The organism is Leisingera sp. MMG026 (assembly GCF_021654205.1).
Classification (GTDB): Bacteria; Pseudomonadota; Alphaproteobacteria; order Rhodobacterales; family Rhodobacteraceae; genus Leisingera.
The window spans coordinates 57,029-81,804 of sequence record NZ_JAKFZM010000007.1 but is presented as its reverse complement, the minus strand read 5'-3'; the positions used below and the strand labels follow the sequence as shown (position 1 = coordinate 81,804).

Here is a 24,776-nt window from a genome sequence, read left to right as displayed (position 1 = left end):
CGCCTCTAGCTGCGATCATTTTCAGCCCGCAACCAGTTCAAAAATGCCTCCGCACCCTGAGACATCGGCCGATCCGTGAAAATGACAAAGTACCCCGCGTTTTCAACCCTGACATCGGACAATCTGACAAGTGTTCCGTCGTCAAATTCAGGTGTTATCAGATCATCCCAAAGGGCGATCCCCTGACCATCCACCACCGCCTGAACGCGGCTGTTGGAGTCCGGAATCGTCAGGCTGGACCGGCTGGGCGCGTAAGCGAGCCCAGCGGCTTTGTGCCAGGCCCGCCAACCCGCATCGCCGGAGCTGTCCCCCAAAAGCGGAAGCTGCCTGACCGCCTCGGGCAATCCAAGCTGCGTTACCCGCTCTGCGACAGCGCGGTTGGCGGTCGGGACGGCAGGCAGGGACAGAAGAAGTTCGCTCTTGTGGTCCTCCCAGCCGCCAATTCCCCAGAGGATAGCCATATCGACTTTGACAGATCTCAACATTTCGACGGAGTTGAACGGTTCGATCCGCAGGCTGATACCGGGATTGGCCTCGAAGAAGCGAGTGAGCCTTGGTGATAGCCAGCGCGACGAGAAATAGGTCAGTGCGCCAACGGTCACGGCACCTGACGCGGTACCACGCAGATCTTCGATTTCACGGTCGATCTGGCTCAAGGCTGTTTGGGACACATGCCACAACCTACGCCCTTCTTCTGTCAGCACGAGCTTTGCATGTGCACGCTCGAACAGGCGAAAACCGAGCTCGGCTTCAAGCTTGTTGATTTGGTAACTGATCGACCCTTTCGACTGATGCACCTCGTCCGCCGCCTTGGTCATCGAAAGATTGCGCGCAACGACATCAAAGGTCTTGAGAGAATCATAGGAACGAAAGCGCATAGCTATTGTCTAATTTTTTCGAACGACTTGTGCAAATCATTAGATTTGCGCCAAGCCCAGGCGGCACAATATCCTAAACTCAATGCGTGGCACCCATCTATCCTTGTCGAAGATCACCCGCAGATGTCTAACAATTCTGAACGGTGAACTACATGACAACCGACCTCTCCCACTATCGTTTCGTCGCCAAGGCTCTCCCCAATCAAGGGGCACGTCCACGCGAGCTTGCCCGCACCATGCCTGCCCATCCGCTGAGCTACATGGAGCTGCCGCATGATCCCGAATACACGCTCTACAATTCGCGCCTGACACCAGAGAAACTCGACACGGCCACAGATGACGAGATGTATTGGGCCGTGCGCACCAACGTAATTTTCCGGCACACCGGTGAATTGCCGATCGAAATCAGCGGCCCTGACGCCGAAACGCTGCTGAACAAGGTTTTCACCCGGAGTGTCAGCAAGGTGAAACCGGGGCGCTGTTCGTATCAGTTTGCCTGCTACCACGATGGCGGCATGATTACCGACGGGGTGCTGTTGCGGCTTGCGGAAGACAGGTTTTGGATGGCGCAGGCCGATGGCGACCTGTTCAGCTGGTACAAAGCGCATGCCCAGGGTCTGGATGTGAAAATCCACGATCCGAATGTTTGGGTCAGCCAGATCCAGGGTCCACGCTCGCTGGAACTGCTGGCAGCTGTGCTTGACGGACCGATGCCGAATCCCTTCCGCTACTTTGATTGTGCAGAGGTTTCAATTGCAGGCCAGACTTGCTGGATCAGCCGTTCGGGTTTCACCAATGAGCTGGGCTGGGAGGTCTATCTGCTGCCTGATACGGATATCCCTGCAATCGGCGACAAAATCATGGAGATCGGCGCTGCATTCGATATCCTGCTGACCGGAACGCCTGTGTTCCGCGCGCGGCGGGTCGAGGCCGGGTTGCTCAATGCCGGGTCAGATTTCGGGGCGGAGACGACACCGTTCGACGCGGGGCTTGGCGGTTTTGTCGAATTTGACGACCGTGACTTTGTTGGCCGTAAAGCGCTGGAGGCCGCCGATAAATCCTGCCGAACCTGGGGCATGCGGGTAACCGGCGGCGTGGCACAGCTTGGACGCGTTATGACCATTGATGGCAAGCCAGTCGGCCGTGCCTGTTCCTCGGGCTATTCGCCCTATCAGGGCTGCGGTGTTTGCATCGTGCGCATGGACGATCCCGCGCAGGGTCCGGGCACGCAGGTCGATGTACTCTGCGCCGATGGGTCCACCCAGAGCGGTGAGCTCTGCACCCTGCCTATGTATGACGCCGACCGCCTGATCCCGCGCGGCAAGTTGGTGAATATTCCAACCAAACCGAATGCAGATTAGTGACCTTCATGCCCGGCGTTTCAACAGCACGCATCGGGAGTTGCGAACCAGAGGCGGCTTCGGCCGTCTCCACGCACTTTGCTTTTCTACTGTTGAGGTCGTCCTCTTCCTTGGATCTTTGTGCTGCGCTGGACGTGTTGAATGAAGCTAACCAGTTTGACCAGACGCCCAGATATTCGTGGTCTCTGTTCAGTGAAGACGGAAACGCTGTGTTGACGTCTAACGGTTTGTCCATGAATGTGGATGGTCCGATGATGCCGGTCAGCAGAAGAGACACGGTGATCGTGCTGGGAGGCAAAGAATACGTCGACGCATCTACTTTGCCAGTTCTGGCCTGGTTGCGAAGTGTTTCCCGGAAAGGTTCGCGCATAGGCGCGGTGGGAAGCGCTGTCTTCACCTTGGCCAAAGCCGGGGTACTTTTGAACGAACCGGTAGCTGCGCATTGGGTATACAGGGGAGCAATTGCCGAAACTTGCCCAGACTTGGATTTGGAGCAGAACATCTTCTGTATTGGCAAAAAAGGCCTGACCTGTGCCGGAGGGGCTGCGACCTTGGATATGATGTTGCAGCTGATCGCCGAAAACAGTGGCAGCAGTATAGCCAACTGGGTGGCAGACAGGCTTGTTTGCGGCTCTGTTAGGACTGGGCAAGAAGAGCAGTCGGTTGCTGAGTTCCTGCATACAGGAAAGCGAAACACCAAGCTCGCAAGCGCAATCAGACTTATGCAGTCAAACTTGGAGGAACCTATTCCAGTTCAAGAAATAGCTTTGTCGGTTGGTATTTCAGTGCGGCAGCTTGAACGTCTCTTCAAGGCGCTTTTGTCTACAAGTCCAAAAGCATTCTACAGAAAACTGAGGCTCGAACATGCGCGGCGATTGCTTCATCAAACAGCGTTGCCAATCATCGAAATTTCCATTGCCAGCGGCTTTAGCAGCCAATCCCATTTTTCCAGACTTTATCGCAGGCACTTCGGCGTCTCCCCTCATCAGGATGCTGCAATCTCGTTGGGCAACAGGTCGAGGAATCTATAAAGTGCCGGATTGTGTGCTTCCTTGAGCCAAACCGCCGAAATGTCGACCACTTTTCCCACATCCCGGATGCGCACAGCGCTGAGCCCTGCCCGGCGCGCGCGCACAACGCTCTCTGGATAAATCAGGACGCCCATGCCCAGCAGCACAAACGTGAAGAACTCATCCCGAAGGTACGCAACCTGACCGGTCTTTGGGACAAACCCCCGTTCGATGCAGAGATCTCTGACAAGGTTGGTGAATGGAAGCCAGGGTGTGTCACCTCAATCGACGGTCGAGAGATGGCCGTGGAAGACCCCTCCACCGAAGAGAAGATCGCAACTATCACGCTAGGCGGTGATGCGGATGCCGATGCGGCTGTTGCCGCAGCCAAAGCTGCCTTTCCGGACTGGGCGACCACGGAACCCGAGGCTAGGGTCGCCGCGCTCGAACGGCTAATGGACATCTATAAGTCTCGCGCACAAGAAATGGCACAGGCGATAAGCCACGAAATGGGCGTACCGATTGCCTTGGCGAAGACGGCTCAGGTGGGGGCCGGAGCCGGGCATCTGAAAAACACCATCCGCACGGCGAAGGGCTTTGCCTTCGAACGGCGCTTGGGCGACCACGCGCCCAATGACATGATCCTCTATGAACCGGTCGGCGTCTGCGCTTTGATCACCCCCTGGAACTGGCCGATGAATCAGGTGATGCTCAAAGTCGCGCCTGCATTGGCAGCGGGTTGCACGATGGTTCTGAAACCCGCCGAGCAGGCACCGCTCAGCGCCATGCTGCTGGCCGAAATGATTGACGAAGCAGGTTTTCCGCCAGGTGTATTCAATCTGGTCAATGGAGATGGCGCAGGCGTGGGCAGCGCCCTCACCGCGCATCCGGACGCGGATATGGTCAGCTTCACCGGCTCGACACGTGCAGGTGTAGCGATCAGCAAATCCGCGGCAGACACCGTCAAACGCGTCAGCCTTGAACTGGGCGGCAAGGGCGCCAACATCATCTTTGCCGATGCCGATGCCGATGCCGATGAAAAGGCGGCCACACGCGGTGTGCGCCATTGCTTCAATAATTCCGGCCAGTCTTGCAACGCACCGACCCGGATGCTGATTGAACGCTCAATCTATGAACAGGCCGTCGAAACCGCGCGTTCAGTTGCAGAAAAAACTGAAGTCGGACCGGCAAACGTTGAAGGTCGACAGATCGGCCCAGTTGTCTCAAAAACCCAGTTCAACAAGATCCAATTCCTGATCAAGCGCGGTTTTGATGAGCGAGCAAGATGGGTTGCGGGCGGACTGGGCCTGCCGGAGGGGTTGGAGCAAGGCTACTTTGTCAGACCTACCGTCTTTGCAGACGTCACACCGGACATGACGCTTTGGAAGGAGGAAGTCTTTGGCCCGGTTCTGGTCATGACTCCGTTTGATACCGAAGAAGAGGCCATCGCATTGGCCAACGACACGCCCTACGGCCTGACCAACTATGTCCAGACCAACTATGTCCAGACCGCTGATAAGGCCCGTGCACGCCGGGTGGCGCGGCAACTCCGTTCTGGCATGGTTGAAATGAATGGCAAATTCAGTGGGGCGGGCTCCCCTTTCGGCGGCATGAAACAGTCCGGCAATGGGCGCGAAGGCGGCGTTTGGGGCTTAGAGGAATTCCTCGAGGTCAAAGCCGTCACCTGTTGGGAGTGAAAACTGGATTCGGTTCTTTTTTTGGAACCGAGCCTCAAATCTGTGCACCCAGAAAGGCGACAAGTTTTTTTGCGATCTCCGATGCAATTTCAACGTGAAGGAAGTGTCCGCATGCGTGGAAGATCTGAAGTTGAGCCATTGGAATAGCTTGCGCCATGGCTTCGATTTCTGTGGCTTTCACCATGCGGTCTTCCTGCGCCGCAAGAATCAATGTCGGGACTTGAAGCGCGGACAACTTTGCGCGCAAGTCCAACTTTGAACACGCAGTGAAATCGTCAAGCAGAACGTTTCCTCCGGCAGACATCATCCTTTGCCGCGTAGTCTTCACAAAGTGCTCTGGCGTCGATTTATGCCAACAGGAGCGCGCGATGGCGGCGACGGTATTTTCGGTCTGGTTCTTTAATCCCTCCAGCAAATCGGGTGTGACCGACATTCGCGCAGCCCCAGCGATCAGACACAGTGAGGAAATTCGTTCGCTGGATTGCAGCGCGGCTGACAACACAACTCCGGCACCCATTGAGTGCCCCACTAGGCAAACGTTTTCCAGACCAAGCGCTTCAATGAACCTGAACACCGCTGAACCGTAGCTGTCGATATCACTAAGGCTTTGGCCATAGGATCCACCGTGACCGGGTAGATCGATAGCAAAGACTGGATAAGAATGCAGCGATTGCCCGCCCTGGCCGGGCAGAACAGCCGTCGACGACGGAAGGCCAAGAGGGGCTGTCGCCGCCGCCACACTCCTCCAAGACTGCGGCCAGTCGAGCTTGGACCCGCCCGAGCCATGAATCAGTACAAGTGAAGGTCGCTCCGACGTCACCGCAATCCCGTTGGAGTTAAAGCAAATATCTTGCCCATTCACGCTCACCTTTTGGTTAGCGAATGTCTCAAGCCGAGGTTGAGGTCTCACAGCCGTCACACCAGCTTGTGCATTGTTTCCAGATCAGTGGAACCGATCTCGTCTACAATTTTGCTGCGCAGTTTTCGCATCGCGCCCAGCCATTTGTCGTAGTTGGCCGATTTGAATTGGATGAATTGCGCGACATCCGCGTGCGGCAAGATCAGGAAGCTTTCCTGCGCAACACCCTCAACCACGGTTTCTGCAAGTGCTTCTGGCGTGATCACACCCGGCAGATCGCTTGATGCGCCTTTATCGGCATACCCCAGCATCGGGGTTGCCACATATTGCGGACAAATGACCGAAACCTTGATCCCGTCACCGCCATGGGTGATCGCGACGGATTCAGCGAACCCTAAGGCAGCATGTTTGGTTGCAGAATAGGCCGCATCACCGATTTGGCTCAGCAACCCGGCAGCCGAAGACATCTGCAGCAGATAGCCGCTCCCGCGTTCGATCATGCCTGGCAGAACCGCGCGAGCGGCATAGACATGCGCCATCACATGAACGTCCCAGCAAAGGCCCCAGGTGTCATTGCTGGCCGAGGCTGAATGTGATGGCTCGCCCAAACACACACCCGCGTTTGAGCAGAACATGTCCACCGGGCCAAAGTGCTGCTCTGCCCGCTTAACCAACGCCTGCACATCGGCCTCCTTGGTTACGTCGCATGCCACACCCAAACCATCAATCGCGGCCGCGGTTGCTCGCGCAGCACCTTCGTCCAGATCGGCGACAACAACCTTTGCACCCTCCTTGGCGAACCGAGTGGCTAAGGCCGCACCAATGCCGCGTGCGCCGCCGGTGATAATGATCGTCTTATTCTTAAGATCCATGAGATTTTCCTTTCGCAAATTTTTACAGAAGAGATGGCAGCCACAGCGCCATCGAGGGAAATGCAATCACAAGGCCAATCATCACAAACATGGCGAAGACGAACGGGATCGCCCCTTTGATTACGTCTTTGATTGGTCCGCTTTGGCGGATGGATTGCACAACATAGAGGTTCAGCCCAATCGGCGGTGTGATCAAAGCGGTTTCCAGCAGCAACATCAGCACCACACCGAACCAGATCGGATCGTACCCAAGGGCGACGATCACCGGCACGACAATGGGGGTCGTTGTGATCAACATGGACAGGCTCTCCATGAAACACCCCATCACCAGATAGATGGCGATAATGATCAACAACACCTGAAACGGGGACAGGCCCAGGCCTTCGATAAAGCTTTGGAATGCGGCCGCGAGGCCGATGACGGCAAGCACGAAGTTCAAGAATGCCGCTGCCAGAATGATCAGCATGATCATCGCTGTTGTCCGCATGGTGCCTTCAAATGATTTCAGAAGCATATCCCGTGTCAGCTTGCCGTTTTTCCACGACAGCAAGAGTGCCGCAAGAACGCCCAGAGAGGCACTTTCCGTTGGCGTCGCCCAACCCGCATAAATGGAGCCGATGACCACGATGAAAATGAACAATGGCTGCAACAGATTTGGCAGGCTCGCGAAACGCTCAGACCACGAAATTGAGATCTTTTCGCCGCCCCAGCCTTTGTTGGCGAGGCACAGAAGGACGATGGTAAGACTGTAGAGCCCCGCCAAGACCAGCCCCGGTAGGATACCCGCGAGGTAAAGCTTGGGCACGGATGTATTGGTCAAAAGCCCGTAGATGATCAGGCCAACGGAAGGCGGTATCAGAATGCCAAGTGTCCCACCGGCGGCAAGCGAGCCAAGAAACAGGGGTGTGTGATAGCCGCGCTTGTCGATCTGCGGCACCGCAACCGTCCCAACGGTGGCCGCCGTGGCAACGGACGACCCAGACGTCGCCGCAAAGATAGCGCTGGAACCGATATTGGAATGCATTAGCCCGCCCGGCAGCCATGACAGCCATTTTGCCATCGCATCATACATCTTTTCAGCGATGTCCGAGCGCAGCATGATCTCGCCCAGCATGACAAACATGGGCACCGCAACGAGCAGAAATTCGATCGAGTTTTCCCACATCATGTCACCAATGGCGCGACGCAAAGGCATGATGGAAAAGCTCTCGTCCAGCACCACACCCAACAGGCCAAGTGCTGCGCCAACCGGGATTGCAAGGAAGATGAACAGAAGCAGAAGTGAGAACGTGACGATAAGGATCATGATTTGCCCTCCGTCTCGACCAGCTCCGCTTTGATTTCACCCTCGATGCCTTCAGAGCCGATAAGCTCAGAGACTGCATCCCAATTGCGGCGCAGCACATTACCTGCCACACGAAATGCAATCAACACCCACATCGCCAGGGCAAGTCCGATCCCGCTGATCCAGACAATCTGAGGAATAGAAAGCGGTGTGCGCAGGGGCGTGACCGAGATACGGCCGGTTTCAACCGTTCCTTTGACCAGTTCAAACCCGTACCAGCCAATAAGTGCGAACAGCGCGCCAAGTGCGAGAAAGCTGAGAATGTCCAATGCAATACGCAAAGGGCGCGGCATCAGATTATAGACAACGTCGATCCGCACATTTCCTTTCTTTCTGATCACTGCGGCGTAGGACCAGGCAGTAGCTGCCGCGAAGACATAGCCTGAAATTTCATCCGCGCCCCCAAGCGACGCGTTGAAAAGCTTACGCATGATGACTTCCAATCCCACCATGAAAGCTGTCATCAAAAGGGCCGCCCCTGCGACCCAAACGGCAATTTCTGAGACACGGTCAAGCGCGCCTTGTGTTCGGATCAACATGGTAAACCCCCTGCAAAGTTGGATGGCGGCACCAGCATGCCAGTGCCGCCAGGCGCGTTACTGAATGGATAGACCGTTGGCGGCGCCGATCGTGGCGTTCCACGGGCCTGCGCAGTCCGCGTCGCCGCAGCGGTCGAGCCAGCCTGGGAAGACATGGCTTTGCAGGATCCCTTTGGCCTGCGCGCTATCGTCTTCGGTCATCGGGATAAGGCTCATGCCGACGGCATCACCTTTGGAACAACCAGCGTCATCACCCGTCAGACAGGCCAACCCCTCGTTTTCTTCGGTGACATAGTTCGTCCAGGTAGTGTCTTCCCAATTGCTGATCTGCTCGGCCAGTGCGGAGCGGGATGCGTCATCAATGCTCTGCCATTTGGAAAGGTTCGCGTAGAGCCCCGCCATGCCCATGTTAATCGGCAGTTCACCAACATAGTTGATCACCTCGTGCCAGCTGGCGTCATAGGCTGGGATCGCACCAGTGACCGCGCAATCGACGACGCCGTTCTGAATGGCAGGAACAACCTCACCGAATGCAATCGTCACGTTCGTCGCCCCTGCGCCCGACAAGAAGTCTGCGTGGGTGGCGCTTGAGGTCCTGATCTTGCGGCCTTCAAGTCCGGCCAAGCCATCGAACTCGTCCTTGCAGAACACGAACTGGCGACCAAAGGGGTAATGCGCCAGCATGATTAGGTTCTGCTCCGCCAGACGTGCATTGATCACGTCGCGGTAGGCATCGGCATTGGCACGTGCACTGGCCATATCGGTTGCTACACCGGCAAGATCGATGCCTTCCATCTCGGGCGTCGATCCGGTGACATAGGCGACAACCATGTTGCCCATATCGAATACTCCGTTTTGTAGCAAGTTGAGCGTCTCGTACCCTTTCAGGCCCATGACAGAGATGGAGACGATTTCGCCGCTCATCTGACCTTCGGTGTTTGCAGACAAGGTTTCGGTCCAGAACGGCGCTTCGTAGTTTTTGAACTGGCTGAGACTGCTCCAGGTCCCAAGCACCTTAAACTGGTGCGGCTGGATGTCGTCTGCCTCTGCCGTTCCAGCGGCGACTGCAAAACTTATCCCTGCGATGGTGGCGAGTGATTTCAACATGAGTTTCCTCCCTTGGATGTGTTGAATATGTGCCGCTGCGGTTATTCCGAGCGGTCGTTGATGGGTGTGTTGGTGGTCCAGTCAAAACTTCCGGTGTCGCGTTCCTGAACGGCCTGTTTCCAGCCGACCGCCTCGACGCGGGCCTTGAAATTCATCCCTTCGGGCGAATGGCGGGTGATCCCGTCAAAGACGGTGGCCAATCTTTGGGTCTGGTTGATCTTTTCTTCCACGGCCGCATTGATCACCATCTTCTGCATGGCCAGCTGGTTGATCGGAACGCTCGCCATCCGGGCGGCCAGTGCTTCGACCTCGCCGTCCAGCTGTTGATCCGGCACCGATTTCAGAACCAATCCCATCTCGGCTGCCTCAGCCCCGGTGATCTTGTCGCCGGTGAACATCATACGCTTGGCTTTTTCCGGCCCCAGCCGGTGCACCCACATCGCCGTCGTCGGGCAGCCCCAAACACGGGTGGGCATATAGCCGATCTGCGCTGTGTCGCCCATGATCGTCAGGTCCGCGCAAAGGGCTATGTCCGACCCACCTGCCACAGCGAACCCGTGCACCTTGCAGATCACTGGCTTCATCGCGCGAAAGAGCGACATGAAACTTTGCGTATTGGCCCACATAAACTGGAAATCCTGCATCGGATCCCAAGGCATCTCTTGCACAACCTGATTTGTACCATTGCCTTCGGCGTAATGCGCCAGGTCATAGCCTGAACAGAAAGCCTTGCCCGCACCCGACAAGACCATCACATGCACGTCCCTGTCGGCATCCGCTTGCGCCACCGCCGCAGCCAACTCGCCTGGCAAGTCATCGTCGATGGCATTCATCACCTCGGGACGGTTCAGGGTGATCCGACCAATGCGGCCGTCTTTCTCGTAAAGAACTTTTGGCAAGGTGCGTTGCTCCAGTTGTGACTCTCGGTTCGCTGACCGGTTATGGGAGCATGGTTGGCAAACCTGATATTTTCCATTATTAGTTTTCTATGTTTTGATAACTTTGGAGTATCAATAATGTTACCAACACTTCGCCAACTCCTCGTCTTCAAAACCGTAGTTGAGCAAGGCAGTTTTCGAAAAAGCGCTGACGTCCTGAACACATCCCAGCCAGCGCTGTCGAACTCTGTTAAGGCGCTGGAGGATGTTCTGGGAACGTCGGTGTTCTTCCGAACAACACGATCTGTGGAACTGACTGCGGCTGGCACCGCGCTTTATGCGCGCACCGATCAAATTTTTGAGATGGTTGAGACTGCCACATTGGAAGCCCGCGATGCGGCAGACGGCAAAGGCGGCAGGCTACGATTAAATTACGTGGATTTTGCGATCCTGGGTGGATTGCCCGATGTGCTGGAAAACTTTCGGTCGAAAAACCCGAAGATAGAGATTGACATAGGTTTCGCCCGCACGCTTGAACAGATTGAAAAAATGCAGAAAGGCCAGATAGATATCGGGTTCATTTTTGACATGGACACGCCTATTCCGCCGGATTTCAGGCGATTGGTTTTCAGTGTTGAAGGGCTTGCCGCTGTTGTGCCCAGAGCGCATCGGTTGGCCAAGAGGGCCACGCTGGAGCTGGAGGAGCTCAAAGGCGAACCCATCATTGCGGGCGACGCCAGATGGGAGCGGTATACGGATATGGTCAACGAGCATTGTATTGCCCGTGGCTTCTCGCTCGAGATTTCTCAGCGGGCTTACTTGCGCGACGAGATGCTGTCCCTCGTTCTGGGCGGCATGGGGGTTCTGATCTATCCCAATTGCATCATGAACGCCGCACGCTTTGGTTTGCGGGCTATTCCGATCAGCGATGTTGGCGATGTTATCACGACCTCACTGATCTGGCGCAGCGACAGCGCGAACCCAATTGTAGCCCCGTTTGTCGACGCTGTGCGCAAGTCGTTGGGCAGCGACTTTGATGTAAAATAATTATCAATACATAGATTTTTGATATTTGAGAATTCGCGGCACGTTGCCTCTGATATTTCATGAGAACAATGAATAATCAGAGCCACAAATGTACAACTTACACCTCGAAAAAGCGTATTTCCCAGCTCAGTCAGACATGGATGCAATCGATGTGCCTATTGGCGAAGGCCTAAGGGAGGTCACAGCAAGCAACATTTACAAGCCGGCACTGACTGAGATCCGTCAAGATGGGTCTCGGGGACGCTCCTGGACATACGGCGCGCTTTGGGATGATTGCGAACGATTAGCGCTTGCTTTGAGTTCGCGTTTTACCAAGGGCGAAAAGATTGTGGTCTGGTCTCCAAACAGCCCTGAATGGGTTTTGATGGAATATGCCTGTGCGCTTGCCGGTCTGGTGCTTGTAACGGCCAACCCATCGCTGCAAGCCAAAGAACTTCGGTATGTACTCGAGCAGTCTGGCGCTGTTGGCCTGTTCCATGTTCAGGAATTCAGGGGCAACCCTATGGCACAGATCGCCACGCTTGCCAGCGACGGCAATAACTTCCTGCGGGAAGTAACTGATCTTGATGATCACGACGTTTTGTTTGCACGAAGCTCAAACGAGGCACGTCTTCCTGAAGTGTCGACCTCCGATCCGGCACAAATTCAATACACGTCAGGAACGACCGGGTTTCCAAAGGCCGCGCTGTTATCCCATGGGGGGCTGTTGAACAACGCGCGCTTCTATGCAAATCGCTGCGGCGTCACACAAAACAGCATCTGGATCAACATAATGCAGATGTTTCACACATCCGGCTGTGGGATGGTGACGTTGGGCGCAATGCAGGTAGGCGCGCATATGGTACTTGTCAGCTTGTTTGACGCGCCGCGCATCGTCGATCTGCTTGAAAGCGAAAAGGCCGATGTCATTCTGGGCGTTCCGACAATGGTGGTCGCCCTACTTGAGGAACAGGAACTTAACCCACGTGATACAACTGCGCTGCGCGTGATCAGCTGCGGCGGCGCAAATGTTGCCGCGGATTTGATACGACGGGTGAAGAAAGCGTTTGGATGCGGATTTTCGACCCTCTATGGCCAGACGGAGCACTGCCCAGTCATCACCCAGCACCACTTGGACGACAGCATTGATGATATCTGCAAGACGATTGGCCAGCCGATCCCGCAAACAGACGTGTCAATCCGACGCTTGACTGACAATTCCTGCGCTGACCTGAACGAGTCAGGTGAAATCTGCGCGCGCGGTCCGTGCACTATGCTTGAATATCACGACAACCCAGCGGCCACGTCCGAGACGATTGACGCAGACGGTTGGCTTCATACAGGCGATCTGGGCACAATGGATGCGCGAGGCTATCTCAAGATCACCGGACGGGTAAAAGAGATGATTATTCGTGGCGGAGAGAACCACTTCCCTGCGGAAATCGAGAATGCGATGCTAACGCATCCAGAGATTCAAGAAGTCGCTGTGGTCGGCATCGCCGACGAGAAGTGGGGCGAGTTAATCGCGTGTTTCCTCCGGACATCGGGCGATGCAACTTTGAGCGCGGCGGAACTGAAATCTCATTGCCGATCCGAATTGTCTCCGCAAAAAACGCCAAATCTTTGGATTGAGGTCAAAAGCTTTCCGATGACCGGGTCCGGCAAGATCCAGAAATTCGCCTTGCGCGATTTGTTCGAACGCGGTGAACTCACACCTTTAACGGCATAGGTGATCCAATGACGAATTCCGAACGGGATCTGCTGACGGCGACGCATTGGGGCACCTACCGGGTGGATGTTGAGAATGGTCGTGTCACCAACCTTCGCGGGTTTGAGCATGACCCAGATCCCTCGCCAATTGGGCCGGGGATTGTGGATGTGCTTGACGGCCCAACACGGATCACGGCCCCGATGGTGCGCAAGAGCTGGCTGGAAGGTGGCCCGGGCACGGCGGGTGACAAACGCGGGTCGGACGCATTCGTGGAGGTAAGCTGGGCTGAGGCCAACCGGCTGGTCGCTGCAGAGCTTACCCGCGTGCGCTCCACCCATGGCAACCGCGCGATTTATGCCGGGTCTTACGGCTGGGCCAGCGCAGGGCGGTTTCACCACGCGCAAAGCCAGCTCAAGCGGTTTCTGAACTGTATCGGTGGATATACCGGTTCCAAAAACACGTATTCCTTCGCTGCGGCAGAGGTGCTCGTACCTCATGTCCTCGGCACCTTCCGCGGGCATTTGGATACAACCACAAGCTGGGAAAGCATTGCATCAGATTGCGACCTGTTCGTCGCTTTCGGCGGTGTGCCTCTGAAGAACGGACAAATCAGCCAGGGTGGGACCGGCGCACACGTACAGAAAGGCGGATTGCTTGCGGCACACAAGGCAGGCGTCAAGTTCGTCAATATCTCTCCTCTCAGGGCGGACCTGCTGGACCGGGTCAACGCAGATTGGCTGCCCATCCGGCCCAATACAGACGTGGCGCTGATGCTGTCGCTGGCCCATGTGTTGCTCAACGAAGACCTGCACGATCAAGCGTTCCTTGACCGCTACACCGTCGGTTTTGCGCGTTTTGCTGACTATCTGTTGGGCAAAACGGATGGCATTCCCAAATCACCTGAATGGGCCGCAGACATTTGCGAGATTCCTGCCGACACCATCCGTGATTTGGCCCGTCGCATGGCGCGCAGCCGGACCATGATCTCAACCGCTTGGGCTTTGACACGTCAGGATCACGGCGAACAACCGTTTTGGGCGGCCATCGCACTTGCGGCGATGCTGGGGCAGATCGGCCTGCCGGGGACGGGCCTGGGTTTTGGCTATTCGGCGATGAACAACACCGGATTGAACCGCACGCCAATCCACTATGCGTCCTTTCCGCAAGGCCATAATCCTGTGCCGGATTTCATCCCCGTGGCGCGCGTGACAGACATGCTGGAGACCCCCGGGGGGAAATTCGACTATGACGGCGCGTCTTACAAGTATCCCGACATCCGGCTCGTCTGGTGGGCCGGTGGCAACCCCTTCCACCACCATCAGGATCTGAACCGTATGCGGCGGGCCTGGGCCAAGCCCGAGACCATCATCGCCAATGAATGGTGCTGGAACGCATTGGCCAAACATGCCGATATAGTGCTGCCCTGCACCACGCCGCTGGAGCGCAGCGACATCGCACTGACGCCCAAAGACCCCTATCAAGTGGTGATGGATCAGGCCATCGAACCCGTGGGACAGGCGCGTGATGATCACGAAATCCTACGTGGCATTGCCGCTGAAATGGGCGTGGAAGAGGCGTTTACCGAAGGGCGCAGCCCGCAGGATTGGCAACGCTGGATCTGGGAGGTTTCGCGCCAACAGGCCGCAGGACAACGTGTTGAGCTGCCCGATTGGGAGAGCTTGCAGCGCGACGGCTGGGTCAAGGTACCGGTGCCGGACAAGCCCACTGTCATGCTGGATGCTTTTCGCACCGACCCGGAGGCCAACCCGCTCGCCACACCGTCGGGCAGGATCGAAATCTTTTCGCAGACCATCGCAGACTTCGGCTATGACGATTGTCCCGGCCACCCTGCGTGGATGGAACCGACCGAATGGCTGGGCGCTGCTGCCCCGGACGATCTGCACATGATATCCAACCAGCCCCGCAACAAGCTGCACAGCCAGTTAGATCACGGCGCGGTCAGCCAGGCTGACCGGCCAAAGGGCGTTGAACCGATGACGATGCACCCGAGAGACGCAGCGGTGCGCGGGCTGATCGAAGGTCAGATTGTCAAAATTCACAACACCCGCGGCGCATGCCTTGCTGAACTGCGGATCAGCGACATGATCCGACCCGGCGCTATCCAGATTGCGACCGGCGCATGGCTCTATTCTGACGGCGACCTCTGCCGCCGTGGCAACCCGAACGTGCTGACCCGTGACAAAGGCACATCAAGACTGGCCCAGGGTCCCGTGGCGCATTCTTGCCTTGTCAAAGTAGAGACTATTGCAGGCCAAGTGCCTCAACAAAAAAGGTGAACTGAACGCTGAACAGCAAAACAAGACTTCAAAATTCACGTGGGATGACCATAGTACTTGTCCGGCCCAACGGACCTATTTGCATTGGCTGACGCGCGCCACAAGCAAAAGAGCTGTCCATGTCCACTCGGTTGCGCGTCTCTCTTGTCCGGACATCATGCGGCGAAGTGCAGTTTGAATGGTGACGCCGAGACCGGCTGGGAATGACCGCTTCGACGATTTGAATTGCGACGCCGCATGAACGCCGCTGCATGTATTGACTAATGCTGCGTGAGCAACCGTTGCACCAGCAAAAGGCCGGTTTGTCCCGCATCTTACCCGTTCACGCACGGCGCAGCGAACGGCCACTCCATCATACGTTCTCTATACGTTCCTCATAACCCCCATCTGTGCACGTTCGGGGCGGTTGGGCCTTCCAGCGCGGGGAAGCCCCATGTCACCGGCAGAAATCAGATCAAGGAGTGGTTCCGATGAAGTTCAGCGTTCCGGACATGAGCTGTGGGCATTGCACCGCAGCAATCGAAAGCGCAGTGAAAACCGCAGATCCGAATGCAGGCGTAGAATGTGACCTTTCTGCCCGACAAGTGCGTGTCGACAGCGTGTTACCAGCCGATCAGGTCCAAGCGATCATTCGGGATGCGGGCTATGACGTGGAACCTGCGGCCGCTTGATGCAGTGCCCGGACCACCCAGGGGCGGTCCGGGCAAGAACTTTCAGTCTTCGTCTTTGCGGGCTTCTTCGACCAAGTCGGCAAGCTGCGCCTTTTCGACAAAGCCAGGCACCAGCGCGTCACCGATCACGAAAGACGGCGTGCCGTTGAAGCCCAGAGCTTGGGTCAGTTGCATGGATGTCGCAATGTGCTCTTCGACCTCGGGGGCCTCCATGTCCTTGCGCAACTGCGCGATATCCAGGCCGATCTCCTCGGCAACGCGCAGCACGGAGGCCTCTTCCGCGCGGCCTTCCAGCCCCATCATCGCCCAGTGAAACTCTTCGTATTTGTCCTGCTTGCGCGCTGCCAAGGCCGCTTTCGCGGCGAACACCGATCCGTCTCCGAGAATGGGCCATTCACGATAGACGAGGCGAATGTTTGGATCCTCTTCGATCAAAGCCCGCACCTCGGGTTTGACCCGCCGACAATAGGGACAGTTGTAGTCGAAAAATTCCACAACGGTGACGTCCCCTTCCGGGTTGCCGAGAACCGGCGCATTCGGATCGTTCTCGATCAGATCGCGCTGGTCATTCAGAACTTGGGCCTGACTGAGCTCCTGCGCTTGCGCCTGCCTCTGTTCGAGGATCGCCACGGCCTCCATGACAATCTCCGGGTTCTCGCGGATTGCCTCGAGCACAAGTTCCTTGACCCGGGACTCTGACAGTTCGTCGGCGAGTACCGGTATCGGAAGCAAGGCAGCTATCGCGACAGTCGTGAAGGCTTGTCTGAAACGCATTTTAATTATCTCCCCGTTGTTCGTCGGCTTCTGTCCGCGCGGCCTGGACTTCGCGAACGCGGTCTGGCCAGGTGGACCGGATGAAGGCCAGGATGTTGTGAATTTGCTGGTCGGTCAGCACGTCTGCGAAACCCGGCATTCCGCTGTCGTATTCGACACCCTGACGCGCCAGAAGCGCCGCACCCCCCAGTTTTGTGTAATCGAAGAGCAGGCTGTCAGGATGATGCCAGGTGTGACCCGTCTCATCATGCGGTGGTGCTGGCAGGCGCCCATCCGCGCCGGGCGTTCGCCATTCCGGCTGGCCTTCCAGATTTGCGCCATGACAAGACGCGCAGTTGTCTGCGTAGAGCAACGCGCCTTCTTGGATGTCGGAGCTCTCCGCCTTGGACGCGCTGCCGACATCCGAGGATGCACTGGTCGAGAGCCAATAGGTGAAAGCGGCTGCGACAACAGTGATCGGAACGGACCAAACGAGATACCTCATGTGACCCGCATCCAGGTTGTCATGCCGGACGCGGCGTGGCTGAGCATGTGGCAATGGAACAGCCACTTGCCGGGATTGTCCGCCGTAAAGGCGATCTCGCGGGACTCGTTGCCAGCCAACAGGATCGTGTCGCGCATCGGTCCGAACGCGCCGTCGGGGCGCAGCTCACGGAAATGCATTCCGTGCAGGTGCATCGCATGTGGGAACACGGTCTGGTTCTCGATCTTCAAGCGCACCGGCTCGTTCAGGGATAGATCGGCCAATGGCGTGTCGGTCATTTCGGCGACATCATTCAGGGCCCAGAACTTGCCCGCCTGGGCAAGCTGACGAAACCCAAGGCGTTCCCCTCCGAGCATGGCAGACTGCATCCGCCCCATTGCTCCACCGGACATGACCAGTCGCAAATCACGCGCTTCGGCAAGGTCCGGCGCGTGTGCCGCGGGATTCGGCGGCAGCGGCAGCGGCTTGTCTCTCGGTACTGAACTGGTTGTGCCATCGACGGAAAAAGTCACCAGCGGGGTCAGTTGATCATCATCGCCGATGCGCAGCACCTCTGCGGTTCCGCCTTCGTCTGCGGTCACATCGACGATCAGGTCCACGCGCTGTGCGGGACCGAGGATCAATTCACCGTCAACCGGCTGGGGTTGGCCGATAGGCATCCCATCCAGGGCCATCGTCCAGCCACTCACCCCCGATAGCCTCAGCGGGAAAATCCGCGCGCTAGCTGCGTTGATGATGCGCAAGCGAATGCGTTCGTTACGCTTCGCGGGCAAGGTCAGGTCATAGCGCCCATTGGTCGTGATGAAGTTGCCGGTACGTCCACTATGGCTCATCATCATAGGCTGTTCGAAATTGTCGAACAGCTGCCCGCTCTCAGGGTCGAGCAACCAGTCCTCCAGAACGATGACTTCCTCGCTGTCGATGTCCGGCCCATCGGCCTCTTCGACGATCAAGGCACCGCGCAAACCACGCGCGACTTGCTCGTATGAGCGATTATGCGCGTGATACCAATAGGTGCCCGCGTCTGGTACGACGAAGTCGTAGTCAAAGGTTTCACCCGGTGCCACGGGCTCCTGGGTCAGCCCTGAAACGCCATCCATCGCGTTGTCGATCCGGATTCCGTGCCAGTGAACCGAACTGGGGTCAGGAACCTCGTTGCGGAACCTGCGGCGCACCCGATCGCCTTGAGCGACCCGAATTTCCGGAGCCGGAACGAGGCCGTCATAGCCCCAGATCTCTGTTCCCGGGTAGGTGTCCGGAAGAAGCTGTTGACGCGCAACCTTGGCAACCACGTCCTCGAACGGGGTTGCGGCATAAGCCGACCGCGGGATGGCCGCCGCGCAGGCCGCCAGTGTCGCATGGCGCAAGAAATCCCGACGTGTTTGTTTCATTTCGATCCTCGATAAAGCGAGGGCTTGTTGCCCCCGCGTGATGTTAGTTCGAAGCGGGGTTCTCCGCCTCGACCGTGTCCTTGTTCAGCAGGAAAAGCGCCATCGCTTCGCGATCGGCAGGTGTCAGAAACCGAGTTCCCTCGCGAACCACTTCCGCCATGCTGCCGCCGAAAGCATCGCCCGAAGGGGTGATGCCGGTCTGGAGCGCATAAGCGAGGTTTGAAACCGTCCAGTCGTTTTTGGCCAGGTCTTTTGGCCGTATCGCGGGTGCCTTGCTGCCACCGGGAAGCTGGGCGTTGCCTGCAAAGGAAGCACCGATATCGCGACCTCCTGCAAGATTGCGCGGCGTATGGCAGGCTCCGCAATGTGCCGCACCGCGCACCAATTCCCGTCCGCGGTTCCATGCGCCGCTTCGCCCTTCAACCGGTTCGGTATCCGGATCGTAGAAGAACGCCGCTCGCCAGAGCTTCAGCCCCCATCGTTGATCGAATGGGAAGCTGACATCGTTTTCTGGTGCAGGTTCGTCCACGGGCGGCACGGTTTGAAACGCCGCCCAGAGGTCAGCGATATCCTGGTCAGAAAAATCCGCATAGAACGTATATGGGAAAGATGGATAGTAGGGCGTTCCATCGGGGCCGATCCCCTGCCGCACGGCTTTTGCGAACTGTTCTGCCGTCCATTCGCCCATGCCATGTTTGGGGTCGGTCGTCAGGTTGGGCGGATAGAACGTTCCGAACGGGGTTTCGAGCGGCGCCCCTCCGGCAAGTGGTGCGCCGCCCGCTTCAAAATTGGTATGACAGGCAATGCACCCACTGGCGCGCGCCAAATATGCGCCCCGGTCGACATTGCCCTCTGTTGCAATCGGAGTCACTGCACTGCCGACAGGCCATGCAATAACAGCGCCGAGGCCGGCCGTGCCAAGCACGGCGACCCCGCTGACGAGTGTCAAAAACCGGCGCATGGTTAGTCTTCTTCCGCCCGGAAGCGTTCATGGCATGCGGAACAGACCTGGGTCGTCATCGCGAATGCCGCGTCGGCGGGCATTTCGGAAATGGCGGCGGCATCCATCATGCCGCCTCTGCCCATCATCGCGCTCCCGCCCATCATGGTTGTATCGCTTCCCATCATGGATCCGCCGCCCATCATCGAGGCGCCATCCGTGGAGGTATTGCCACCCATGCCGCCTAACCCATTGTCGGCTGCGCGTTCCAGGCCCTCAGAGTATTCCTCCAGCTGACTTGCCAATGCTGCGAAGCGGTCCCAATCGGTCCACACCTCGTCTTTGGCTTCCGAGGGCATGCCCCCCGTGCCCTCCGGGAACAGCTTTGTCATGCTCTCGCCGGCGTGCTGCTGGAACAGGCGCGCTGCATCGCCCACTGTTTCTGCGTCATAGGCCGTTTCACCCCGCATCATCGGGGCTACGGTTTTGACTGCCTTTCCCATGGCGGCCATGGCATCCATGCGTTCCTTTACGATGCCCGTGGCACCGCTATGCGCAAATGCCGCAACCGCGGTTCCTGCAATCAACACTGCCGCTGTGATAGTTGTCTTCTTCATGTCTTGGATCCTTCTTTGGGTCTGCTTTTCGAGCGATGTGAAATCAGACCCACCGTCGTGGCGGTGGAGGATCGCTGGTGGAGCGCAACTCTGTTAGTTGGGTCGCGGCGTCTTGCATGACAGCCGTCAGCAACTGAGGCTCGTAAACCACGTTTGGCTGGAGAAACACCACAGCCGTGACAGAACAATCGAGTCCCGGATGACAGTGGCCAGAGGCCTCGTTCGTCGATGACCCTACATCTTCGTGAGCGTGAAATTCTTGCGCCAAGGACGCTTCACCATGAAACGCTGGCGCCTCAGGCACTCCGAGAACCACTTGGAAAAGGCCGAAAACGATCGACAGAATCCATCGGTTTGTCTTCGACCAACGCATCAGTCAATCCCGTTGGCCCGCTGTAGTTCGCGGACATAGGCGGCAACCATCTTGACGTCTCCTTGTGTCAGTCCTTCGATCCTTGGCATATTACCGAATTTCCAGTGATGCGCACGCACGCCATTTTGAGCGGCCAGAACAAAGGCCATGTCTGAATGGTGGCTTGGCTCGTAAATCTTGTGCACAAGAGGCGGGGCAATCCCGTTTTGTCCCGCTGCGTTTGCTCCATGGCACTCGGAACACTTAGCCTCGAATATGGTTTTCCCAATCGTGGCTTGCTCCGAGAATTCTGCCGGCAGTTGGACCTGAACGATTGGGTCGCCTGCTTCTATCTTACTCGTGTCAGGAGGCGTCATGGAATGACCCATCGCTGTATCTTCCGCAGAAATGAACTGCCAAGTTGCAACTCCCCCGCCAGCTATAACTACGGCTGCGATAAGTGCGGTCAATTTATCCATGCTTGTGTCTTCCGTCTTGCCCGTTGTGTCAGATGAGTTTGACCTGAGTGCCGACAGGCATGCGCTCATAGACCTCCTCGATTTGTTTGTTGAACAAACCGATGCAGCCGTTTGACGACCGACGGCCGATCTTGCGCGTATCCTGTGTCCCGTGAATACGGTAGTACTGCCACGACAGGTACAGTGCACGAGTGCCCAAGGGGTTGTCCGGATCACCCCCCTCGACACGAGCCGGCCATTCCGGATTGCGTTCCCGCATGGAGGGCGTTGGCGCCCAACTGGGGTTTTTGCGTTTTTCCACCACTTCGGTGTAACCGCGTTTGGTGAGTTCGTCGGTCAGCGGAACGGAAGTTGGGTAGATCCGCATCTCGCCATCTGATGTCCAATGCTGGAGCGACTTCGTCACGGTATCGGAGATGATGATCCCCTTTCCGAGTGCGTCGAAGTGGTCTTGCCAGTCATGAACTCGGAAAGAAGAAATGTTGCGGCGAATGGTTTCGGCTCGAACCACGCTTGGTGCAGCCAAAGCGACAGCCGCATACCCCAATAGGCTTCGTCGATTGATCTTTTTGTTTCGCAATGTCGTCATGACACACTCCTAGCCTCGGGTTTGTTGCATCTCTTTTACGGGAGACCCGGCATCAGGCAACCTGACAAGGCCGCGAGAAGTGTATCCATTTGTATCCTTGACCTTACCCTGCTGGAGGGTCGCAAATGGCGCGAAGAACGAGACAATGAGGGTGTCATGGACCACCAAAACCACAGAAAAAAGCCGATCACGGACAGGCTCATGCATTACGGAATGATGGCGTGTTGCGTCGTCATGCTGCTGCCCATTGCGGGATTTTTTCTTGCCGGCGGCACATTGGCGGGCATGTGGGGCAATGCAGCGGCTTTCGCCCCACTCCTGCTTTGCGTCGGTGCGCATCTCGTGATGCACAAATTTATGGGAAAGTCGTGCCATTCGAACGAAGAGAAAGGCAGTATCGAAGAAACACCCGTGTCCGTGCCTTCTGCGATTCCCGTGGTTGCACGCAACAGGCGATAATTTGCGCGGGAAAATGCGAGCAAGCGCATGGTTGCTGACGATTACAACGCTTGGCGGATGCGCCGCAAGTCTTGAAGACTGTCCCGAGCGGGAGGTCATCGTTTCCACCAAGCAGGCATCGATCATCCTCCCCGACGGGTGTCGGTTGATATCCTCGTCCTCTGTCGACGTAGCGCGTGTTGTTTGTTCTGATGGTCGACAAGGCTTTGCCGTCGGCGGTCTTTGAGACAAAGTTCCGGGTGCAGATTCAACCCGAGCCGGCTTTAAGGGAAGGAAGCGGATCCTTGGCGAAAACCCTGTCGACACTGCGCCGGGTTCTGATTTTGCCCGCACTGATCCTGGCGCTTTCCTCTGGCAGTGGCTCGGCGGAGACATCAGCCGCGTATCAAAGCTCTCCGCTGAAGGCGCATCTCATCACGGCACAGGACGGTGTTTCCAAGAACACGCAGACTCTTTCCGCCGGACTTCATCTCCAACTGAACGAAAACTGGAAGACCTATTGGCGGTCGCCAGGAGAGGTGGGAATACCGCCTTCGGTCGAATGGAGCGGTTCCGAAAACGTCGCAGATGTCGAATTCATGTGGCCTTCCCCGACACGCTTCACCGCCTTCGGCATCGAAAATTTTGGTTATGCGGGTGAAGTCGTCTTTCCGCTGCGCATAACGCTCAAAGATCCCGGCGCACCTGTGACTCTTTCCGCGCAAGTCAAACTGCTGGTGTGCTCCAATGTCTGTGTCCCGGAAGAGTTTGACCTGTCACTTCGCCTCGGACGCGGCAACGACATCGACAGCACTGCGGCTGGGCTGATTGGCACGTTTTCCGAGCGCGTCCCCGAAGGAGCCGAGGCGGGTGGCGTCAGCGAGGCAAATGCCTTCATCGACGAAGACCTCACGGAGTTGATCGTCAATCTGCGCGTCGATGAACCACTCCAGTCGCCGGATGTGTTTCCCGAACTGGGTATCGGTGTTGCGCTTGGCAAACCCGATATACGTTTGGGAGAAGAGGATCATTTGCTTTGGGCGCGCTTGCCGATCCTCTCGTCGAATACGGATGTGACGGTGGCGCCGTCGATTACCGTCACCGATGGCGAGAACCGGGCCTTCACCGTGATTGCGGATCGCGTGGCGCGACGTACGGCACCGCCCTTCGAACTGGCCGCCACGACACCGGACATGATGGAACTGCTCTGGATTGCCGTGATCGCGCTGCTGGGTGGATTGATCCTGAACGTGATGCCCTGCGTGCTGCCGGTGCTGTCCATCAAGGTGTCGTCTGTGCTCAAACACACAGATCACGACACAACCCGTGTCCGGTTCGGTTTCGTCGCAGCCGCCGCTGGCATCATGACGTTCATGTGGGGTCTGGCGCTCATCCTTTGGGCGCTCCAGACGGCAGGGCTCAGCGTCGGGTGGGGGCTGCAATTTCAAAGTCCGCTATTTCTTGCGGTGATGATCGCAGCCCTGCTCGTCTTTTCGGCAAATCTGTTCGGAGCGTTCGAGTTCGCCCTTCCACAAGGCATGCAGACAAGGCTTGCAGATACCGGAGGGCGGAGCGGATATTCCGCCGACTTTTTCACCGGCATGTTCGGTGCCGTCATGGCGACGCCTTGTTCGGCACCGTTCCTCGGCACCGCGGTGGCCTTTGCTTTGGCCGGGCGTGGCGTGGACATTCTCATCGTCTTTACGAGCCTCGGGCTCGGCCTCGCCCTGCCCTATCTCGTCATCGCCGCGTTCCCGCGTCTGGTCGCGTTCATGCCCAAACCTGGCCGGTGGATGCTGATCGTCAAGAGCTTGATGGGGATCTTGCTGCTTGCAACCGCCGTTTGGCTGTTCTGGGTGCTCGACGGTGTCGCCGGGCTGGCCTCCGTCATCGCGGTCGCGGCGTCTTCCGGTCTCGCCGTTCTGATCTTGTCCCTCCCGAATGTGCAGTCCCAATTCAGATGGTCTATTGCCACGGCCAGTCTTGTTCTGGCTCTTGCCGCGGGTCCTCTCCTGCAGCAATCAGCGCCTGCCCGTGCAGGGTCGCAATCGGCGTTGGCTTGGGTCGCATTTGACCGTTCGGACATAGCGAAACGCGTGTCCGCAGGAGAGGTCGTCTTTGTCGATGTAACAGCTGACTGGTGCCTGACTTGCAAAGCGAACAAGACACTTGTCATCGACCGGGAGCCGGTCCGCAGTACGCTGGACGCGCCAGGCGTCACGCCGATGCAGGCAGATTGGACACGCCCGGACGCGCGCATTTCCCGTTACCTTGAGAGTTTCGGCAGATATGGCATCCCTTTCAATGCCGTCTATGGACCGTCGGCACCAAACGGCATTGTGCTGTCCGAATTGCTTACGACCGAAGACGTGATGGACGCCTTGGCGCAAGCCAGCGGTCGAGATGTTTCCGCAAAGGTTGCCGGACAGGAGTGATCTGCCCGGGCGGGACACCGACCAGC

23 protein-coding genes are annotated in these 24,776 nt (G+C 57.3%); 9 read left to right on the top strand and 14 right to left on the bottom strand.

Annotated elements, in window-relative coordinates; genetic code table 11:
- Window positions 1-5: 5 nt before the first annotated feature.
- Complete coding sequence (locus tag L1069_RS05525; RefSeq protein WP_102875616.1) at window positions 6-878, bottom strand: LysR substrate-binding domain-containing protein; 873 nt, start codon at window positions 876-878, stop codon at window positions 6-8.
- Between the two features lie 152 nt (window positions 879-1,030).
- Here L1069_RS05525 and L1069_RS05520 point away from each other — a divergent pair, with 152 nt between their 5' ends.
- The 3 genes from L1069_RS05520 (at window position 1,031) to L1069_RS05510 (ending at window position 4,946) form a co-directional block, all read left to right on the top strand.
- Window positions 1,031-2,239 (top strand): aminomethyltransferase family protein, encoded by a 1,209-nt coding sequence (locus tag L1069_RS05520; protein WP_102875617.1) that lies wholly within the window; start codon window positions 1,031-1,033, stop codon window positions 2,237-2,239.
- 8 nt (window positions 2,240-2,247) lie between these two features.
- On the top strand, window positions 2,248-3,270 hold the full coding sequence (locus L1069_RS05515) for a GlxA family transcriptional regulator (protein WP_123619117.1): 1,023 nt from the start codon (window positions 2,248-2,250) through the stop codon (window positions 3,268-3,270).
- A 263-nt stretch (window positions 3,271-3,533) separates the two neighbouring features.
- Window positions 3,534-4,946 carry an aldehyde dehydrogenase family protein gene (locus tag L1069_RS05510; protein ID WP_237455017.1) on the top strand — a complete coding sequence of 471 codons (1,413 nt, stop codon included), beginning with the start codon at window positions 3,534-3,536 and terminating at the stop codon, window positions 4,944-4,946.
- A gap of 34 nt (window positions 4,947-4,980) precedes the next feature.
- On the opposite strand, the gene L1069_RS05505 is transcribed toward L1069_RS05510, so the two are convergent.
- The 6 genes from L1069_RS05505 to L1069_RS05480 are packed head-to-tail and all read right to left on the bottom strand — an operon-like array spanning window position 4,981 to window position 10,582.
- Complete coding sequence (locus L1069_RS05505) at window positions 4,981-5,808, bottom strand: alpha/beta hydrolase (RefSeq protein WP_158526391.1); 828 nt, start codon at window positions 5,806-5,808, stop codon at window positions 4,981-4,983.
- 53 nt (window positions 5,809-5,861) lie between these two features.
- Complete coding sequence (locus tag L1069_RS05500) at window positions 5,862-6,677, bottom strand: SDR family oxidoreductase (protein ID WP_102875622.1); 816 nt, start codon at window positions 6,675-6,677, stop codon at window positions 5,862-5,864.
- Between the two features lie 22 nt (window positions 6,678-6,699).
- Window positions 6,700-7,983, bottom strand: a complete 1,284-nt coding sequence (locus L1069_RS05495; RefSeq protein WP_102875623.1) for a TRAP transporter large permease — start codon at window positions 7,981-7,983, stop codon at window positions 6,700-6,702.
- Window positions 7,980-8,561, bottom strand: a complete 582-nt coding sequence (locus tag L1069_RS05490) for a TRAP transporter small permease (protein WP_102875624.1) — start codon at window positions 8,559-8,561, stop codon at window positions 7,980-7,982. The genes L1069_RS05495 and L1069_RS05490 overlap by 4 nt, the downstream gene beginning before the upstream one ends.
- A 57-nt stretch (window positions 8,562-8,618) precedes the next feature.
- Window positions 8,619-9,668 carry a TRAP transporter substrate-binding protein gene (locus L1069_RS05485; RefSeq protein ID WP_102875625.1) on the bottom strand — a complete coding sequence of 350 codons (1,050 nt, stop codon included), beginning with the start codon at window positions 9,666-9,668 and terminating at the stop codon, window positions 8,619-8,621.
- Between the two features lie 41 nt (window positions 9,669-9,709).
- Window positions 9,710-10,582, bottom strand: coding sequence for a crotonase/enoyl-CoA hydratase family protein (locus tag L1069_RS05480; protein ID WP_082649345.1), 873 nt, complete (start codon window positions 10,580-10,582; stop codon window positions 9,710-9,712).
- A 102-nt stretch (window positions 10,583-10,684) separates the two neighbouring features.
- Here L1069_RS05480 and L1069_RS05475 point away from each other — a divergent pair, with 102 nt between their 5' ends.
- From L1069_RS05475 to L1069_RS05460, 4 genes are all read left to right on the top strand, one after another.
- On the top strand, window positions 10,685-11,593 hold the full coding sequence (locus L1069_RS05475) for a LysR family transcriptional regulator (RefSeq protein WP_211038629.1): 909 nt from the start codon (window positions 10,685-10,687) through the stop codon (window positions 11,591-11,593).
- A 136-nt stretch (window positions 11,594-11,729) separates the two neighbouring features.
- Window positions 11,730-13,301, top strand: a complete 1,572-nt coding sequence (locus tag L1069_RS05470) for an AMP-binding protein (protein ID WP_237455012.1) — start codon at window positions 11,730-11,732, stop codon at window positions 13,299-13,301.
- An 8-nt stretch (window positions 13,302-13,309) separates the two neighbouring features.
- Window positions 13,310-15,580 (top strand): molybdopterin-dependent oxidoreductase, encoded by a 2,271-nt coding sequence (locus L1069_RS05465; protein ID WP_211038627.1) that lies wholly within the window; start codon window positions 13,310-13,312, stop codon window positions 15,578-15,580.
- A 470-nt stretch (window positions 15,581-16,050) separates the two neighbouring features.
- Window positions 16,051-16,251, top strand: coding sequence for a heavy-metal-associated domain-containing protein (locus tag L1069_RS05460; protein ID WP_024099389.1), 201 nt, complete (start codon window positions 16,051-16,053; stop codon window positions 16,249-16,251).
- A gap of 42 nt (window positions 16,252-16,293) precedes the next feature.
- Here the strand turns inward: L1069_RS05460 and L1069_RS05455 are convergent, their stop codons facing one another.
- From L1069_RS05455 to L1069_RS05425, 7 genes are all read right to left on the bottom strand, one after another.
- Window positions 16,294-17,025 (bottom strand): DsbA family protein, encoded by a 732-nt coding sequence (locus L1069_RS05455; RefSeq protein ID WP_058123692.1) that lies wholly within the window; start codon window positions 17,023-17,025, stop codon window positions 16,294-16,296.
- A gap of 1 nt (window position 17,026) precedes the next feature.
- Complete coding sequence (locus L1069_RS05450; RefSeq protein WP_058123693.1) at window positions 17,027-17,509, bottom strand: cytochrome c; 483 nt, start codon at window positions 17,507-17,509, stop codon at window positions 17,027-17,029.
- Entirely contained in the window at window positions 17,506-18,900 is a 1,395-nt protein-coding gene (locus L1069_RS05445; RefSeq protein WP_096873521.1) for a multicopper oxidase family protein, read from the bottom strand. The genes L1069_RS05450 and L1069_RS05445 overlap by 4 nt, the downstream gene beginning before the upstream one ends.
- Window positions 18,901-18,943: 43 nt before the next feature.
- Complete coding sequence (locus L1069_RS05440) at window positions 18,944-19,861, bottom strand: cytochrome c (RefSeq protein ID WP_058123695.1); 918 nt, start codon at window positions 19,859-19,861, stop codon at window positions 18,944-18,946.
- A gap of 2 nt (window positions 19,862-19,863) precedes the next feature.
- The gene (locus L1069_RS05435) at window positions 19,864-20,457 is read right to left on the bottom strand and encodes a cytochrome c (protein WP_058123696.1); all 594 of its coding nucleotides are present in this window, start codon (window positions 20,455-20,457) and stop codon (window positions 19,864-19,866) included.
- A gap of 372 nt (window positions 20,458-20,829) precedes the next feature.
- Complete coding sequence (locus L1069_RS05430; RefSeq protein ID WP_058123698.1) at window positions 20,830-21,288, bottom strand: cytochrome c; 459 nt, start codon at window positions 21,286-21,288, stop codon at window positions 20,830-20,832.
- Window positions 21,289-21,316: 28 nt separating this feature from the next.
- A complete protein-coding gene (locus tag L1069_RS05425) occupies window positions 21,317-21,877 on the bottom strand; it encodes a L,D-transpeptidase (RefSeq protein ID WP_058123699.1) in 561 nt (186 codons plus the stop codon).
- 156 nt (window positions 21,878-22,033) lie between these two features.
- On the opposite strand from L1069_RS05425, the gene L1069_RS05420 reads away from it, so the two are divergent.
- Both L1069_RS05420 and L1069_RS05415 read left to right on the top strand, forming a co-directional pair.
- Window positions 22,034-22,336, top strand: a complete 303-nt coding sequence (locus L1069_RS05420; protein ID WP_058123700.1) for a DUF2933 domain-containing protein — start codon at window positions 22,034-22,036, stop codon at window positions 22,334-22,336.
- A 284-nt stretch (window positions 22,337-22,620) separates the two neighbouring features.
- Window positions 22,621-24,750 carry a protein-disulfide reductase DsbD domain-containing protein gene (locus tag L1069_RS05415; protein WP_096873525.1) on the top strand — a complete coding sequence of 710 codons (2,130 nt, stop codon included), beginning with the start codon at window positions 22,621-22,623 and terminating at the stop codon, window positions 24,748-24,750.
- The last annotated feature ends 26 nt before the right edge of the window (window positions 24,751-24,776 follow it).